Here is a 17,005-nt window from a genome sequence, read left to right as displayed (position 1 = left end):
GAACTTTGCCTAAGACTTCCTTCAGTTCACACCTCACGGTGGATACCTTGTCTTCAGCTAGTGGTTGGTAACTACAGACCCCCACAGTGGACTTTCACCACCTAGTTAATTGCCATGCCTGGCACACTGAAAAATGCTGTACGCCCTGCAACAGCAATTGCTGACAGTACAGCAATAATAATAATCTCGCGGGTCTGCGGTTTTCGGTTTTCAAATGACATAAAAAATACAATTATTGTATACATTATAATTAAGAGGCTAATGAAATGATATTTCCTATCATTCAGAAAAAAAACACCAAATAAAATCGTAGCAGGTACAACAATTAATACGAGAAAGGCTGATAACAGTTTACGACTGTTTAACCTAATTTTCTTTACAAGTACAATAATTAGTATAAGAAATCCTGACAAAAGCTTACAATGGCTTAACCTACTTTCCTTTAAATGTTTTTCTGACATAGACTAATCACATCCTCTACTGTTACTGCCTCAGGGCAAATATGTCGAGCCATGCGATTTGCTACAGTAGTATAAAAACTATTTCCCGCGAAAAATTTTTTTGTAGTGTTTTTTGTTATTATATTTCCATCAAAAAATAATCCGCAGGTATCTGCATACTCTGCACAGAATTCGATATCATGGGAAACCATAACAATTGTAGTTCTTTTCTTTGTAATTGTTCTAAGAATCTTTGCTAGCTCCTGTTTAAAACAGTCATCAATGCCCTTTGTTGGTTCATCTAAAAGTAATATTTTTGGTTCCAGTAGCAATACCTTGGCAAGGGCTGCCTTCTGCTGTTCACCTCCACTTAAATCATATGGATGCATCTGTAGTAATTCATTAAGTTCCATCCTATCTGCAATTGCTCTTACCTTTACCTTCTTTTCCTCTTTAGTTAATTTTATATCCGATAACATTTCATATAAATCCATTTCCACCGTCTTTTTTACAAACAAAGTTTGGGGATTTTGTGGGAGTACCCCTATATTGTTTCTATATCTATCCTTAATACATATTTTTTCAATATTTTTTCCATTAATAATAACTTTCCCTCTATAATGTTTGTTCAGTCCACTTATTATTGATAAAGCAGTTGTCTTTCCCGTTCCATTCCCACCAACAATACAAAAAAATTCTCCTTCTTTAACCTCTAATGACAACCCCTTTATAATATCAGGCATGTTTTTACTATATTTAAACCATACATCTTTAAGCTTTATGACTACATTATCCGCTCCCGACTTATCTTTCTTATTAACGCAAAGATTTTCAACAGTCTTGTTATCAAAATATGTATCAAGCCACTTACGTCCATCTTTTACAGTAACAGGACATATCAAATCATTTTTAACTCGAGAATAAATTCTCATAGGCGAAGTCATTGCAAAAATCATAGTATTATCCATTTCACCTATTTGCTTACCCACATTTTGAGGGTTATCATCTGCAATAATACATCCTTTTTCCATTACCACAACACGATCTGACATAGGAATCACTTCCTCTAAGCGATGTTCTGTCATTATAATAGTTGTCCCAAGTTCACTGTTGATTTTTTTTAAGGTTTTAAGAAATTCTAAAGCTGCTATAGGATCCAACTGAGATGTTGGCTCATCTACAATTAATACCTCTGGTTGCATAGTCATAATGGATGCTAGATTTAAAAGCTGCTTTTGTCCACCAGAAAGTTCTGAAATATTTTTGTGAAACCAGGTGTGTATTCCAAAAAAGCTTGCCATTTCAGCTACACGTAAACGAATTGTACTATTATCATATCCAAGACTTTCAAGTCCAAAGGCAAGTTCATGCCATACTTTATCTGTGACAATTTGATTTTCAGGACTTTGGAGAACATATCCTATTTGTGATGTTTGTAAAAGCTGGTCAACTTGTTCTAAGAGCTTACCATGGAAATAAATTTCTCCCTGACGTTTTCCATGTGGAGCTAATATGGTTTTCAATTGTCTTAGCAAAGTGCTTTTGCCACTTCCCGATTTTCCACATATAGTAATGATTTCTCCAGCATTTATCACAAAATTAATATTTGAAATAGCCGGTTTATCCTTTTGAGGGTATGTAAAACTCAAATTCTTGATCTTATATGTTTCCATTTAATTACCTCCGCAATGTTTATGCTAACTGGTAAGATACACAAAATAAAATAACTTATATAGATAGTAATACTAAAAAAAGTAATGTTTTTAATCTTCATTGAAGGAAAAAAACGCATTGTATTCTGTCCCATTACCATACCAATAAATATATAAATAATTAAACTAGAAAGTACTGTTAATGTTATTTTGTCCCTATCATCAAAATGAAATATAGAGAAACTGCTACGTTTTGTTAATCCATACCCTCTTGACTTCATAGAATCTGCTGTTTCAATAGCATTTTCCAATGCCCAAGTAGTCATAATTGATAAAATTTTAATTCCATTTTTAGCCCTTTTGATTATATTGCCCTGGGATATATCCCGTCCTATACATTTTTGACCATTTGAAATAATCTTTATTTGCTGTTTATATCTTGGAACAAACCGCAGTACCATTGAAAAAATTAAAGATAGCGCGGGTATTATTTTACCAAAGATATATATGAATTTATCAGAAGTCATAACAACGTTATAACAAGAAAACCATAAAATTACAGAAATAAACATGCCCGCTGACATTACTCCGTAAAGTATTGATTCCAGCGTAATGGGATTCCCATTTTTAAGATAGAATATAATTGTAACACCTTCATGATTAAATGCTGGATTAATTATTGCCATAAATACCAGCAATGGTAGCATATAAAGCAAATTAAATTTCAATGCACTTTTTCCCTTTAACATAATTGAATATGTAAAAGAACAAGTCAAAGCTATTCCAAGAAATATTGGATGTATAAAAAACATACTGAATAACAATACAGCTGTAAAATAGCTAAAATTAATAACTGGATGAAAAGTTGAAAAACTGTCTGTCATCGTTCTTCCCCCTCAAATACAGTATCTCCTCCAATGTCTCGTCCTAGATCACAAGTATATACCCATTCAATTACATCACCTTTTTTTAACACGTATCGACTACATCCATAATTCGGATACCATCCATTAACCTTATACATCCAACCACTAAGTTCTCCACAATCAAATTCATATAAATTATTTATACCTTCAATATAGTTACTATTATATATTGGCGTCATTTCAAATTCCATATGTATTTTATTTTTTTTCATTTCCCGAAGAAGTACATCAAAAACTGCTTCTCCCTTGCTAAAGCTTACCGCTTGAGTTTTATAAATCATGCCATTCTTAGGAAGCACTTCTAGTTTATCCTTGTTGAATTTACTCATATTGTTTAATATACTTGCGCATGTTACCGACAGTGTACAAGTATATTTTTCATTAGAATTTATAGTTACATTTTCCGGTTCAACAGGTTTGGGCTTACCTATTGGAGTTGGATCAGTAAGAAATTTATCTTTTTTACCTTTATTACTATTTATTTTAACTTTTTTTTGATTTTCTGTTATTTTATTTACTTCTTTATTTGTTTTAATTTTATCCTTCTTTTTACTTTCTACTATTTCATTAATTGCTATATCCTTTTTTTTACTCTTTTCCTTCTCAGCTTTCTTTTTTTGTAACTCTATTAAAACACTCTTTTTCTTATTTTCCTGCTTTTTATAATCTTTTGTTAATGCTATATCATTTTTGATATTTTCTTTGCTTGTTGTTTTACTATCTTCTAATGGCTTTACAGTGTTATTTACATTATAAAAAAATGCAACAGCTACTATAGTCATTATAATTACGGCAACCACCCATCTTCTATTCTTCATTTTCATTCTCCTATCTTAAAAATAAGCAAGGAAAAAACTATATCCTTGCTTAGTTTTCAAATTATTTCTTTTCTACATCTGTCATATCAAAAAGATGTCTTTGCCCATTTACAAATCTATTATATGCTATAAGGGCATACATACCTTGGTCTGTAGCCATCCCGTCCAGATCTGCACTTGAAATATGTTTAAACCCTCCGTCTTTAACATAAAAAGTAAGCAAAGCGCTAATTGTATCGTTACCATTTTTTATAAATCTTTCATCTTTTTTAGGATCAATATTAAGTGAAGTTAGTGCTACTATTACTTGTGCAATACTTTCACTACTGTTCTCATCACCCCAAGACGATTTATATTTACCATCCTTATCCTGTGTTTTTGATAAATATGATAATGCACGGTCAGTAGCAGCTTTTACCTTTTCATTGTCTTGATATTTTGACAATGCTATCAGAGCCATTGCTGTAATATCTGTATCTGAAGGCACCTCTGACGTAAGTGACCATCCACCACCTGGTAATTCCTTGCCCAAAATGTAATTTATAAACTTTTCTCTTGTACTTTGATTAGTAATGGACTTATCTACAGGAATCTCATAATTGCAAGAATCAAGTGCAATCAGTGCCCAAATAGGCCCATTCAGTCCTTGCTTTATTACAGTATCAAAATCAGCAAGTGGTTTTAAAAGATTATACTTAGCAACATTATCAACCTTTTTACCAATTGATGATAAAGCAAGTATAACTCTGTCATATTCCGTATATTTTACATTATGAAGTTTTCCATTTTTCTCTTTCAATTTATTCTCTACATTAACATAATATTTACTGTAATAACTATCTGGCACTGACACACCAGAACGTGCAAGTGATAAAACAGTCCATTCTCCACCAACTGAAGCTACAACTGGATTTGTTATGTTTTTCTGCATCAAAATTGCTGTTTCATCTATATATTTTTTGACTTCTGTATTAGTAGATTTATTACCATTTTTATATTCATATGCCCTCATAACAGCATCAACAGCAAATTCTCTTGTAACATATGTCTTTGGCTCAAATATATTATTATTCATTGGTATTAACCCAAGAGCAAACATTGCTTCAACATCAGCCCTATAATATTTAGACACAATTTCAATGTTACTTATTTTTTCATCTGTCGCAACATTATTAACAGAAAGTGCTCTAGCGATAATAGAGACCATTTCTTCTTGCGTAATACCGCAATTAGGTTTATACTTCCCTCCTATAAATTTCATAATTCCTGAATTACATACAGTATCAATATATTTGTTGCCTGAACAAATAAATCTATACTCCATATCGTCAAGATTCAATGCTTTAACTAATAGTTTTGCAAAATCATCCATTGTAATATCTATTTTAGGATTGAAGCTCCCATTCTGTGGACTTATAAGACCTTTTTCAGTTGCCTCTAGAACTTTTTGTAGCGTATCATTTGAAATATCCTTTTGGTCTTTATAACAATATCCTTTTATTGGACTCTCTCCTGTGCTAGGATTAATAGGTGTAACTGGTGTAACTGGTGTAACCGGAGTAACCGGAGTAACTGGAGTAACTGGAGTAACCGGTGTAATAGGTTTAACCGGTGTAACCGGTGTAACCGGGATTGCCCACTGACTAAGGTCTTGTCCTAAATCTTCACCCAAATTGGTTGTGTAGCGCCATTGAAGTACGTCTCTATTTTTTAGAATATACTTGCTAGCACCAAAGTTAGGATAAGTTCCATTTACGTTATACATCCATCCACTACCGCTACCATGATCAAATTCTCCATCACCATCAATAGACTGTACATAAACACTACCATACTTTTCAGTCCACTCAAACTCGTATTTTAGACCACGTTTATCAAGTTCTCTTTTTAACACTGTCCATGCTGTATCACCATATTCAAGTTCTATATTACTAGAATTAATTGTATACCCTTCATTGATAGTTAATTTATCAACAGATAGAGTACTATATTTTTTTTGAGTTGGAACTACTGGTGTTACTGGTATTACTGGTGTTATATTACTTGTTGTATAAACCATAAAATCTGTAAAATGTTTAGTTTTTACTATTAAATCATTTCCATTGTCATACGCATACTCACTTTTGCCACTCCTTAGTCCTTTTGAATCATTTGTATATTTCACAATATTGTGGACATCGCCATTTTGTATATAAGCAGCGTCCTTTTCTTTCATTCCTTTAAAGGTTAAAGTTATAAACTCACTGAATTCTACCCTTGAACTTCCACCCATTGAGAAAAATTGTTCTATTATATCAAGCTTTTTACCCTTAGTAGCAATACCAGAATTCATTTTATCTATTACTGTTTTATCCTTTGTAGTAATCAGTTCAATTGCTGATGAATCACCACTTGTAATCTTTGTACCTTTTGGAATTACTGCTGATACAATACCTTTTGCAGTTTCAATTTTAGGAAGTCCAACTTTAGATAGGAATTCAATGAAAATTTTTGCATTCCTGTCATTTGGAATTTCTATTTTCAATTCTTTATTACTATCTTCTGCTGTTATTAGTATTTTAATTTCTTTATCACCAGTAACTTTAATTTCTGGTTTATCTCCACTTGGTAATGACATTTTTGCTATTTCATAGATTATTTTATATGATGCATCTGTCTTATTTCCTGCTGCATCTGTTGCTTCTATTGTTATTGTGTTTTCTCCATTTTTTAATGTAACTTTATATGTTCCATCTGTTCCTGTTACAACTTTACTGTTAACCTTTATTGTAGAAACTATATTTTTATCTACATTGTCTGTAACTGCTACTTTAAATATTAAGTTTGAATCTGTTACAGTTTGTCCATCTGTTAAATTTTCTACCTTTATAATTGGCTTTTCTGTATCTTTTAGTGTTACAACTTCTACATCGCTCATATTATAAAGAGATTTTTTTTCATTTACAAATCTATTATAAGCAACGAGGGCAAGAGTACCTTGGTCAGTAGCCATAGCATCTGTACCACCTGTTTTTATATGCTTAAAACCACCCTCATGTACAGCATAGGAAAGTAGTTCATCAATAAGTGAATTCCCATTTTTTATAAAACGTGCATCTTTAGCAGAATCTATACCTAATCCTGATAAAGCTATTACAACTTGAGCAATACTTTCGGAGCTTTCTGAACCCCACGCTACATATCCTCCACTAATTGACTGATTATTTGATAACCAGTTAATCGCTCTATCTACTGCCATTTTCACATTATTATTTGTTTTATAATATGGTGTAAGTGCTTGAATTGCCATTGCAGTTATATCTACATCTGCCTTACTTCCAGAAAGAGCCCATCCACCAGTATTCTCTTTGTCCTTGTTAATTTCTTTATCTAATATATAGTTAATAAGCATATCCCTTGTAGTTTGTACTTCTGCCTCAATCTTTGGTATTTCATACCTTTTACTATCGAGAGCTATAAGTGCAAATATAGGTCCATTTATGCCTTGCTTAATTACACTCTTAAAGTCAGCAAGTTTTTTAAGTTGATTATACCCTCCAACATTGGAAACATCCTTACCAATAGCTGTTAAACCCAAACTCACCCTTGAATACTCTGTATATTTTACAGTATGTAATACCCCATTACATGCTTTTAATTTTTGGATTACGTTATTATAGTATTTTTCATAATAACTACCAGGTACAGAGTAATTTGCTCTTGCCAAAGAAATAATAGACCAGTCTCCACCCAGCGTTCCAATTTCAGGATTTTGGACGTTTTTTAAAATGAAAGCAAGATTTTTATCCAATTGAGTTTTGTAAGAATTCGCGGTGCTTCTATTATATATAAGCTTGTATTTCTTGTCACACTTATTTCCTGCTGCATCTACAGCTCCTATTGTTATTGTGTTTTCTCCATTTTTTAATGTAACTTTATATGTTCCATCTGCGCCTGTTACAACTTCATTGTTTAATTTTACTGTAGGAACTATATTTTTATCTACATTATCCGTAACCGCTACTTTAAATGTTAAGTTTGAATCTGTTACTGTTTGTCCATCTGTTAAGTTCTCTATATTTATAACTGGTTTTTCTGTATCTTTTTCTTCCTTACCTTCTAACACATTATTAAGCCGTTGCAGTGCTTGATCCACACTTTTCTGAGTACTTTCCATGTTTTGAAGGACTCCATAAGCATAGTTATAGGCATTTTTTACGACAGTTTTAGAAATAATATTCTCTTTATCTGGATCACCGTTTATTTCTGCTATTTTAGCTGTTAGAGCATCCTTCTTGGCAGGAGTAATATAGCTTGTATCCCAGCCACCTCCAAGGTCAACGCCATAACCCCAAACAGTAAATTGCCATCTAATAACATCTCCATCATTTGGTATATAGTCGGAACATCCTACATTAGCAAATTTATTGTTTACAGCATACATCCATCCTGACATACTTGTATAATCAAATTCTCCAAGCCATGCTAGGTCTTTTCTTCCTTTAATTCCTCCTTCAATTTTATCAGAAATGTACTTAGGAATATTTACTTCTCTTGTATCCGTATCCTTGATATGAGCTAAATAAAAACTACTCTTTATAGATCCTGTATTTTTGTAATTACCAATCCCTAAGAGACGTGTTGATATTTCAGCTACATTATCCCCTTCATAAAATGGGACTTTCACTGGATCTTTTTTATATCCCTGGCCTAATGTGAATTTTTCTACTGAAATTGTAACGTAGCCCTTAGGCCGTATATTTGCATTTTTATATATTATTTTATATGATGCATCTGACATATTTCCTGCTACATCTGCTACATCTATTCTTATTGTGTTTTCTCCATCTTTTAATATGACCTTATATGTTCCATCTGTTCCTGTTACAACTTCATTGTTTAATTTTACTGTAGGAACTATATCTTTATCTACATTATCTGTAACTGCTACTTTAAATGTTAAGTTTGAATCTGTTACAGTTTGTCCATCAGTTAAATTCTCTACATTTATAATTGGTTTTTCTTTGTCTTCTGATTGAAGTGCTTTATGTATTATTCTATAAATTGAATCTGTCTTATTTCCCGCTACATCTGTTGCTTCTATTGTTACTGTATTTTCTCCATCCTTTAGTGTAACCTTATATGTTCCATCCGTTCCTGTTACAGCCTCATTGTTAACCTTTACTGTGGATGTTATATTTTTATCTACATTATCTGTAACTGCTACTTTAAATATTAAGTTTGAATCTGATACAGTTTGTCCATCTGTTAAATTTTCTACCTTTATAACTGGTTTTTCTATATCATTTCCCTGTGTATTCTCAACTGTCACAATACAAGTTGCTATTTTTTTTCCATCTTTTGTGGTTGCAGTTATAGTTGCAACTCCTGGTTTCTTTGGGTTCACTCCTTTAGAATTCACATTAGCTACATTGTAATCACTACTTGACCAGGTTACTTTTTTATTAGTAGCATTGTCTGGTGTAATAATAACATTTAACTGCAATATACTACCAAACGTAATCAAAGTTGCTGCTTCTTTATCCAAAGCAATTCCAGTTACCGGAATATTTGGTGTTACATTAACAACACAAGATGCTGTAACATTCTCATTTTCAACACATTTACCTGTTATAATTGCAGTTCCTTCTTTTACTCCTGTAACAGTTCCATAACTAACTTGAGCTACCAATGGATCACTACTTGACCAAGTTACATCTTTATTAGTAACATTGTCTGGCTGCTGAGTTGCAATTAAAGTAAATTTTTCACCTGCAGCTATAGATTTTGATGTATTATCTAAAATAATTCCCGTTGGTAAAATTCGAGGGGTTACAGTAACTACAAAAGAATCTGTAATGTTACTTGTACCAAAATCAGCTGTAGCTGTTATAGTTGCAGTTCCAGCTTTCACTCCTTTGATATCCCCGTTAACTATACTAGCTACCAATGGATCACTACTAGATAAAGTTGGATAGCCAGCATTAGAAGGCTCTTTATTTACCCCAATATCATTTATAAACTCACCTTCTATAACTTTACAATCTGGAATAGTCATTTTAGTTGTCTTAGCATATATTGAAGGTAATACGCACTTTCCTAATTTACCACCATCTTCTGTAGTTGCTGTTATAGTTACTCCCCACATAGCTTCTCCGCCTAATATCGTTACCTTACCAGATTCATCTACTGAAGCCGCCTCTGGTACACTACTTGACCAAGTTACTTTTTTATTAGTAGCGTTATCTGGATATACCGTTGCATTTAACTGAATGGTATTTCCTTCTATTAATTGTTTTTCATCACTAACATTATCTGGACTTACACTTATACTTGTTACTGGAACTACTTCGTCTGCCTTAACCGAAATACTATTAAAACTTATACTATTCATAATCATAAATAGTACAATACTTATTGATATAGTTTTTGACTTAAATAGCTTCATACTTACATACCTCCTTGTATAATCTAGTTATAAGTTTGATAAGAAACCACTCATAAATATAACGAATAATTTCTATACTAATCTTTGTTAATGTCCATTCTATTTTTATTCATTTCTTACTTTCATACTTGTCTTTGTTATTGGTTTTTTATCGCTTAGATTCCATTTGGAAACTTAACAATACTATAATATCTGATGAATAGAGAAGATAGATGTTCACCTCCTGAGAGGTATTTTTATACCTATACTCGTGAAATAGCGTACCATTCCATCAGTGAGTATTTTGTGTTTTAGCTAGTTGGTTTTCCTATTTTGGAACTACCTGCGTCACTAACAATGTCGCAAACTAACCGATAGAAATGGGCTCTCTACTCTACCTCAATTTGAATAAAAGGAGATATTAATTATGCCAAATTGTTTAAACAGTACAGTTATTGGTATTGATGTTGCTTCGGCATTTTCTTTTGCTTCAATCCTTTGTCTTTATGGAAGTATGTTTAGAAAGCCTTTCAAAATTAATCATACTGTAGAAGGATTAAACCATTTTTTAGAGCAAATAAAAAAAGCAATTAATTTTTTAAATTTATGGTTGACTTTAATTAGCTGGTCTAATTTAACTCGATGTCTTTCATGATTTTTATGTTTATATAATTACTACTGTTAAGTTAATTGTACAACAGCACCTTAAACTTTTTAATTTACTGTGAAATTTTTATACACTGAACCTTGTCCATCTTTGAAAAGCTTATATGCTGCCAGTGCTCTAAGTCCTTGTTCTGTTGCCATTGCATTTGCAGTAGTATTATTTGTATAACCAAAAGCATTATTATTACTAAGTGCATAACCCAAAAGAGCATCTATAGGATTTTTATTATTTTTTTTAAAACGAGTATCTGTAGTTGGATCTATTCCATTGTCGTAAAGTGCTATTATTACCATTTCTACACTATTTGCATTTTCAGTTCCCCAAGATGAGAATCCACCCTTAGCTGTTTGCAGTTGTGATAATCTATTTATTGCAGTATCTACAGCTGTTTTTACATCTGTATTTGTATTATAGTAAGGTGCTAACGCTGAAAGTGTCATAGCTGTCATATCTGGATCTGCAGTTCCTCCAAAATAATCCCATCCACCATCATTCTGCTTATCTAATATACCTTGTATTAAATTTTGTCTGTTCCAAACTGCATTAGTAGGCACTGTAAAATTTGCTGCATCCAAAGCTATAAGAGCATATACATAAGCATTTATCCCCTGAGAAACTATTCCTGTATTGTTATATACTTTTTCTATAAGGTTGTAATTCTTAGAGCTAAAATTAGTAGGATTCCCTCCCGCTCCCAATATTCCAAGTACAGTCCTCTCGTAATCAGTAGGTTTAGCCATAACTCCATTGGCAACTATTAGATTATTCTGAAGATTAGTAAGATAACTAGCTGGTACAATCTTTCCTGCTTTCTTTAAATCCATTGCTGCCCAATCATCTACTGTAATATTAGAACTTATACCACCTATAAGCTTATATACAGTATTATCATAATTAGTCTGGGCAAAAACATTTATAGTGCTTCCTCCTATAAGTGTTAACACCATAAACAATATAGTAATCACAGACATAAGTTTCACTTTCAAATTTCTCATAAATATACCTCCATTTTTAATATTATTAGTTTTAAATTTTAACTCATCAAATTGTTTCTTAAATAACTATCTACCTCCCAAAATTAAATAATTAATTATTTATGTTTTAAAATCAATTTTAGGCATAAAAAAGCTATACCAAATTTATTGGTATAGCTTTCATTTCGGGAATTAAAATTCATTTATCATCCATTGTTTTGTATAATAACCTCATAATGATATTTTAAAAATTATTATATTGGACATATAAATTTTAAAGCAAAATAAAAACCCCTTAATGGGTTTTACTTCACACTTGTATTAGCATAGCATTATATATTAATACTAAATATTATACCTAAACACTCAGTAACATTCTGTCAATCATAGTATTAATATCCACTAATACAGCAATTATTTTCCCAGCGAAAACTATGCCTAATGCATTAGGTAGGTCTCCTGACTCACATATCATCCTAATCTTACCTTCCCAGATTACTCCAGTGGTTTACAAGACTCGTCCATGTTTACAGTAGCGTGGGCTGTAATGGATTTTAACCATTTTCCCTTTTAATTTCTTACGAAAACCTAATTACATAATATTCATTTTATTACAATTCATATACTATATGATAAATTTATTTTTGTCAACATTTTTAAAAAAATTATATCAAGTTTAGAGAGTTTTCTTTTAGTTTTCTTTATTGTATTTCTTCCTTTTTCTAACTAATGTAGAGGGGTTAACCCCTAAAGCTTTTGCTGTCATTCTTATATTTCCATAACGTCTCATGGCATCCTCGATTATTTCTTCTTCTATAGTCTGAATTATATCCTTCAAATTACATCCTTTTATACTTAAATTGCTTATACTAAATTCCATTTCATTTCCTTTGTAACTATCACTTATATATTCCGGCAAATTTTTTCCATATATAATTTTGTTATCACTCATAACCACAGACCTTTCTACTATATTTTTAAGTTCTCTTATATTTCCTGGCCAGGAGTAATACTTTAAGCAATCTAATGCCTCATCACTAAAATAACTTTTTAGTCCATACATTTCATTAATTTCTTCCGTAAAGAATTTGATAAGTGGTACAATATCTCCCTTTCTTTCTCTTAGAGGTGGTATGTTTATAGGAAAAACGCTAAGTCTATAGTATAAATCCTCTCTAAATAAATTTTCTCCTATCATTTCCTTTAAATTTCTGTTTGTTGCTGCTATTATTCTAACATCCACCTTTACTGGCTTTAATCCACCTACTCTTTCTATCTCATGTTCTTGCAGTACCCTTAAAAGTTCAACTTGAACCTCTTGTGATAACTCCCCAACTTCGTCTAAAAATATAGTTCCTTTATCCGCAAGCTCAAATACCCCTATTTTACCCTGCTTATTTGCTCCTGTAAAAGATCCTGCTTCATAGCCAAAAAGTACCGATTCTATTAAATTTTTAGGTATAGCTCCACAATTTATAGCAACAAAAGATTCCTCTTTTCTTAAACTATTGTAATGTATATACTTCGCAATCCCTTCTTTTCCAACACCTGTTTCTCCTTGCACGAGGACTGTGGTATTTACCCTAGAAACCTTGCTTGCCATCTTTAGTACTTGTATCATATTATCATCTTCTATTATCATTTTACTTATATTAAAAATATCACTTTTTATTTTTTCTTCATTACTTTCTTCTATATTCTCTAAAACCTCACTCATAATATATAATCCCCTTTAAAGAAATTTCCTTTATTAGTTACCTGAAATTCTTGTTTAATGTGTTAACGACTTAAATCCATCTCCAAAGGCTTCATATATATTATTTACTGTTATAAAGGCATCCTTATCAACAGAGTTTATAAATTTTTTTAGTGTTATAAACTCCCTTCTTCCTAAAATGACCACAAGAACTTCTTTATTCTCATTTGAAAAATCCCCTACTCCATTATATATAGTACATGTTTTCTCTAGATCTTCTCTTATATATTTTCTTATTTTATGGCTGTTCTTACTTATTATTGTAACTTCTTTGCATACGTTTATCCCATCTATAATATTATCTATAACATAACCATTAATTATAACTCCAAGCATCGCATATAATGATAACTTAATTCCAAAAGCAAAAGCTGCCATTATAGTTATAATTAAATCGCACATTAAAACTCCTTTTCCTAAATTTATATGAAAATATTTATTTAATATTTTAGCTAATATATCTGTACCGCCAGTTGAAGCATTTTGATTAAATACTATAGCCATACCTATACCTGATATTAATATTCCAAATACAAGTTCTAGGAAAATATCTCCTGTAAGTGGATTTTTAATAGGTATAAACTTTTGAAATACGATTATAATACCTGATACGCCAAAGCTTGCATATACACTTTTCCCACCAAAACTCTTTCCTATAATAACAAATGCTATTACAAACAAAAAAAGATTTATTATTATCATAATCCAGCCTACGGATAATCCCCCTATGAATTTATTTATAACTATTGCTAGTCCATTAGCTCCACCTGTTGCCAAATTGTTTGGCATTAAAAAGAAGTACATACCTGCTGATACCATAATCATTCCTATATTTATAAGCACAAATTCCTTTATCTTTGTTTTCATAATACTCCCCCTAATTATCAATTATTTTGCCCATTAGAATAATAATGATTTTTTTCCTGCAAAAAATTAAACCCTTTAGTATTTCTACTAAAGGGCGTGACAGCATCACAAAAAATAAAATTCATTTTTGTACAAATATGCGTCACCCCCTATCTCTCGTAGCGTTCTTGGTGCATTAATAAAGGCAGGTCTTCTGACTCTGGATCATAGTCGCTTTAATCCTTCCCAACAAAATTGTCAGTGGTATAATTTAAAGCTTCTCACCATTACAGCGGCGGGACCGCTTAGGAGTTTCACCTAATTCCCTTTTAAATGAGATACAAACTATCTCATACCTTTACTTTTTTTTAAAAGTTTCTTTGAAATTCTTCCATAAAACCTTTTTTAATTGAACCTTATTCATAACAGAGTTTTTGTTGAATTCTTCCACAATAACCCTGTCTGCTTCTCTATTTCCTGTTATATTGATTTGATATTCCTTAGCTAAGTCTTGATACATATTCATAATAGTTCCTCCTTCAAATTCTAAACATTATTTAACCATAATTTTAGAATTTGAGGTGGTTCTGGAAAACATCCATATGCACTTGCTCTTTTTAAATTTAAATACGTAGCATTAAATAAATCATTTAATGAAAATTTTATTAACTTATTTATTTTGCTCATACTTATAACACCTCCCAGTATCCACATGAGTAACTAGTATTACTTTACTTTAATAAATATATTATAAATTAAAACTTCATATGCCATACATATTTTATTATCCCAAGTCCAGGTTATATTTTTTTATTTTATATTGCAGATTTTGTCTTGAAATACTAAGCTCTCTTGAAGTTTTGCTAACATTATTATTGTTTTTTTTCAGTGTTTTTTGAATAATTTCCTTTTCAACATTAGCCATATAAGTGCCCAGCTCGAATTTTCCCTCTGAACTTGTCACCATATATTATAAACACCTCCCTGTCTCACATAGAGTTACTTATATAATTGTATAAAATTATTCTGACTTCTTATTTTTAAATGGTAAATGTGTAAAAAAAGTGGCAAAAAAAAACCACACCCCAAAGATGTAGAATAATGTAATTAACTTTTTCACGTATTGAAAAACCCAATATAATTGTTAAATTACGTATTTTCATCCTCCCTCCGAAGACTAAAATTCTACACATTAGGCAGGTTTACTGGCTTTAGCATCATCTTACTCTCCAACCTTCTCAGTTTCCCAATGGTTTTCTGGATTTCATCCTCTAATACAGTAGCGGTGGGCTGCAGTGGTTTTTAACCACTTTCCCTTTTAACCCTTAGTTCAGGGCACCTAAAGCTGATATTCAATTTTGTGATATATAAATCATATTGGCAGTATCTAGTACTGCCAATATGATTTATATATGAGTCCCATTATTTAATTTTCTTCTCCTGATTTTCTTTTTTAGTTCTCTCTACAAATCTTCCAAGGAAAAAGAAAAGAACACCGACTCCAATACCTGTCTGTAGACAAAAGAGTAAACTCTCAATTTCACCTGGTAATTCTCCACCAATCAAAGTTTCCATAACAGGTGTAGCCCAAGGCTTATACTCGGTACCTGTAATCTCGGAAACTACTTTGCTTCCTGCATCATCGGAGCCACCGAACTCAGCACCCTTTAACGCAAATAATGGTATAATGGCAATCAATGCAGCAATAATTAATAAAATGATAACTTTCTTTTTCGTCTTTGCCATTAATTTTCACCTCCATTTAAAAATCCAATATCTGTAAGTTCAGATTTTGCATATGTTTCAAGACCCATAATGATGACAACAGTCAGAATACCTTCGATAATTGCCAGTGGAAGCTGTGTCGGTGCAAATACTGCAAGGAATTTACCAGCAGACGCTACGATACCACCGCTTGCAGAAGGATATGCAAATGCAAGCTCAAAACTTGTTACACAATAGGTGAATAGGTCACCAATTGATGCTGCCAGAAAAATGCCTACATATTTATTGACTTTCAACTTCTGACATAATTTATAGATTGCATAAGAAATAAGCGGCCCTGCAATAGCCATGGAAAACGTATTAGCACCAAGCGTTGTTAGTCCCCCATGAGCAAGCAGGGTTGCCTGAAAAATCAGTACAATGATTCCAAGAATACTCACTGCCATTGGTCCGAATAAGATTGCACCAAGTCCAGTACCAGTCATATGTGAGCAACTTCCTGTTACTGACGGAATTTTTAAAGATGATAGCACAAAAACGAATGCTCCTGCCATAGCAAGAATAGTGATGGATTTACGATTATCTGACAATGTTTTCTTAATTGATAAGTAACCTGCTACTAAGAACGGGACACATATAACACCCCATATTATACAAAATTTTAGTGGAAGATATCCTTCCATAATGTGCATTGCGTTTGCTACGGTATTTACTCCGAAAATTAATGCAAAAGCAATTGCAATAGAGACTATTCTTCTTTCTTTTTGATTCATTTTTTTTCCTCCTTTATTGTTT

At 31.9% G+C, this 17,005-nt stretch carries 14 protein-coding genes and 3 riboswitches; of the genes, 1 reads left to right on the top strand and 13 read right to left on the bottom strand.

What is annotated here, in order from left to right; translation table 11 throughout:
• Positions 1–101: 101 nt before the first annotated feature.
• From Ctaglu_RS13075 to Ctaglu_RS13055, 5 genes are all read right to left on the bottom strand, one after another.
• A complete protein-coding gene (locus tag Ctaglu_RS13075) occupies positions 102–461 on the bottom strand; it encodes a hypothetical protein (protein ID WP_185732707.1) in 360 nt (119 codons plus the stop codon).
• Positions 443–2,113 carry an ABC transporter ATP-binding protein gene (locus tag Ctaglu_RS13070; protein ID WP_125002354.1) on the bottom strand — a complete coding sequence of 557 codons (1,671 nt, stop codon included), beginning with the start codon at positions 2,111–2,113 and terminating at the stop codon, positions 443–445. Before Ctaglu_RS13070 ends, Ctaglu_RS13075 begins: the two co-directional genes overlap by 19 nt.
• Positions 2,086–2,976: an energy-coupling factor transporter transmembrane component T gene (locus Ctaglu_RS13065; RefSeq protein WP_125002352.1), complete on the bottom strand. Its 891-nt coding sequence runs from the start codon at positions 2,974–2,976 to the stop codon at positions 2,086–2,088. Before Ctaglu_RS13065 ends, Ctaglu_RS13070 begins: the two co-directional genes overlap by 28 nt.
• Entirely contained in the window at positions 2,973–3,836 is an 864-nt protein-coding gene (locus Ctaglu_RS13060; RefSeq protein ID WP_125002350.1) for a DUF4430 domain-containing protein, read from the bottom strand. Before Ctaglu_RS13060 ends, Ctaglu_RS13065 begins: the two co-directional genes overlap by 4 nt.
• Positions 3,837–3,897: 61 nt before the next feature.
• Positions 3,898–10,263 (bottom strand): Ig-like domain-containing protein, encoded by a 6,366-nt coding sequence (locus Ctaglu_RS13055; protein ID WP_125002349.1) that lies wholly within the window; start codon positions 10,261–10,263, stop codon positions 3,898–3,900.
• Positions 10,264–10,669: 406 nt separating this feature from the next.
• Between Ctaglu_RS13055 and Ctaglu_RS13050 the strand changes: the two genes are divergently transcribed.
• Positions 10,670–10,897, top strand: coding sequence for a hypothetical protein (locus tag Ctaglu_RS13050; protein WP_125002347.1), 228 nt, complete (start codon positions 10,670–10,672; stop codon positions 10,895–10,897).
• Positions 10,898–10,956: 59 nt separating this feature from the next.
• Here the strand turns inward: Ctaglu_RS13050 and Ctaglu_RS13045 are convergent, their stop codons facing one another.
• From Ctaglu_RS13045 to Ctaglu_RS13020, 8 genes are all read right to left on the bottom strand, one after another.
• On the bottom strand, positions 10,957–11,904 hold the full coding sequence (locus Ctaglu_RS13045) for a prenyltransferase/squalene oxidase repeat-containing protein (protein WP_125002344.1): 948 nt from the start codon (positions 11,902–11,904) through the stop codon (positions 10,957–10,959).
• 411 nt (positions 11,905–12,315) lie between these two features.
• Positions 12,316–12,490, bottom strand: a riboswitch (cobalamin riboswitch).
• 84 nt (positions 12,491–12,574) lie between these two features.
• The gene (locus Ctaglu_RS13040; protein WP_125002342.1) at positions 12,575–13,600 is read right to left on the bottom strand and encodes a sigma-54 interaction domain-containing protein; all 1,026 of its coding nucleotides are present in this window, start codon (positions 13,598–13,600) and stop codon (positions 12,575–12,577) included.
• A gap of 54 nt (positions 13,601–13,654) precedes the next feature.
• A complete protein-coding gene (locus Ctaglu_RS13035) occupies positions 13,655–14,506 on the bottom strand; it encodes a YitT family protein (RefSeq protein WP_125002340.1) in 852 nt (283 codons plus the stop codon).
• A 166-nt stretch (positions 14,507–14,672) separates the two neighbouring features.
• Positions 14,673–14,860, bottom strand: a riboswitch (cobalamin riboswitch).
• Entirely contained in the window at positions 14,844–15,011 is a 168-nt protein-coding gene (locus Ctaglu_RS25225; RefSeq protein ID WP_164946979.1) for a hypothetical protein, read from the bottom strand. (Overlaps the previous riboswitch by 17 nt.)
• 20 nt (positions 15,012–15,031) lie before the next feature.
• Positions 15,032–15,172 (bottom strand): hypothetical protein, encoded by a 141-nt coding sequence (locus Ctaglu_RS25220; protein ID WP_185732706.1) that lies wholly within the window; start codon positions 15,170–15,172, stop codon positions 15,032–15,034.
• Positions 15,173–15,269: 97 nt separating this feature from the next.
• Entirely contained in the window at positions 15,270–15,452 is a 183-nt protein-coding gene (locus tag Ctaglu_RS13030) for a helix-turn-helix domain-containing protein (RefSeq protein ID WP_125002338.1), read from the bottom strand.
• 211 nt (positions 15,453–15,663) lie between these two features.
• Positions 15,664–15,843: riboswitch (cobalamin riboswitch) on the bottom strand.
• A 64-nt stretch (positions 15,844–15,907) separates the two neighbouring features.
• Positions 15,908–16,231, bottom strand: a complete 324-nt coding sequence (locus Ctaglu_RS13025) for an energy-coupling factor ABC transporter substrate-binding protein (RefSeq protein WP_125002336.1) — start codon at positions 16,229–16,231, stop codon at positions 15,908–15,910.
• Positions 16,231–16,983, bottom strand: a complete 753-nt coding sequence (locus tag Ctaglu_RS13020) for an energy-coupling factor ABC transporter permease (RefSeq protein WP_125002334.1) — start codon at positions 16,981–16,983, stop codon at positions 16,231–16,233. The genes Ctaglu_RS13025 and Ctaglu_RS13020 overlap by 1 nt, the downstream gene beginning before the upstream one ends.
• Positions 16,984–17,005: the final 22 nt, after the last annotated feature.

Source organism: Clostridium tagluense (assembly GCF_003865095.1).
GTDB classification, from domain to species: domain Bacteria; phylum Bacillota; class Clostridia; order Clostridiales; family Clostridiaceae; genus Clostridium_AD; species Clostridium_AD tagluense.
Note: the sequence above shows the minus strand (reverse complement) of the source record. Positions and strands in the feature narration are given on the sequence as shown.

Coding starts and splice junctions, on each gene's coding strand:
- Ctaglu_RS25225 (WP_164946979.1), bottom strand. CDS start 15,011: ATGAATATGTATCAAGACTTAGCTAAGGAATATCAAATCAATATAACA.
- Ctaglu_RS13070 (WP_125002354.1), bottom strand. CDS start 2,113: ATGGAAACATATAAGATCAAGAATTTGAGTTTTACATACCCTCAAAAG.
- Ctaglu_RS13035 (WP_125002340.1), bottom strand. CDS start 14,506: ATGAAAACAAAGATAAAGGAATTTGTGCTTATAAATATAGGAATGATT.
- Ctaglu_RS13030 (WP_125002338.1), bottom strand. CDS start 15,452: ATGGTGACAAGTTCAGAGGGAAAATTCGAGCTGGGCACTTATATGGCT.
- Ctaglu_RS13075 (WP_185732707.1), bottom strand. CDS start 461: ATGTCAGAAAAACATTTAAAGGAAAGTAGGTTAAGCCATTGTAAGCTT.
- Ctaglu_RS13065 (WP_125002352.1), bottom strand. CDS start 2,976: ATGACAGACAGTTTTTCAACTTTTCATCCAGTTATTAATTTTAGCTAT.
- Ctaglu_RS13045 (WP_125002344.1), bottom strand. CDS start 11,904: ATGAGAAATTTGAAAGTGAAACTTATGTCTGTGATTACTATATTGTTT.
- Ctaglu_RS25220 (WP_185732706.1), bottom strand. CDS start 15,172: ATGAGCAAAATAAATAAGTTAATAAAATTTTCATTAAATGATTTATTT.
- Ctaglu_RS13040 (WP_125002342.1), bottom strand. CDS start 13,600: ATGAGTGAGGTTTTAGAGAATATAGAAGAAAGTAATGAAGAAAAAATA.
- Ctaglu_RS13055 (WP_125002349.1), bottom strand. CDS start 10,263: ATGAAGCTATTTAAGTCAAAAACTATATCAATAAGTATTGTACTATTT.
- Ctaglu_RS13050 (WP_125002347.1), top strand. CDS start 10,670: ATGCCAAATTGTTTAAACAGTACAGTTATTGGTATTGATGTTGCTTCG.
- Ctaglu_RS13060 (WP_125002350.1), bottom strand. CDS start 3,836: ATGAAGAATAGAAGATGGGTGGTTGCCGTAATTATAATGACTATAGTA.
- Ctaglu_RS13025 (WP_125002336.1), bottom strand. CDS start 16,231: ATGGCAAAGACGAAAAAGAAAGTTATCATTTTATTAATTATTGCTGCA.
- Ctaglu_RS13020 (WP_125002334.1), bottom strand. CDS start 16,983: ATGAATCAAAAAGAAAGAAGAATAGTCTCTATTGCAATTGCTTTTGCA.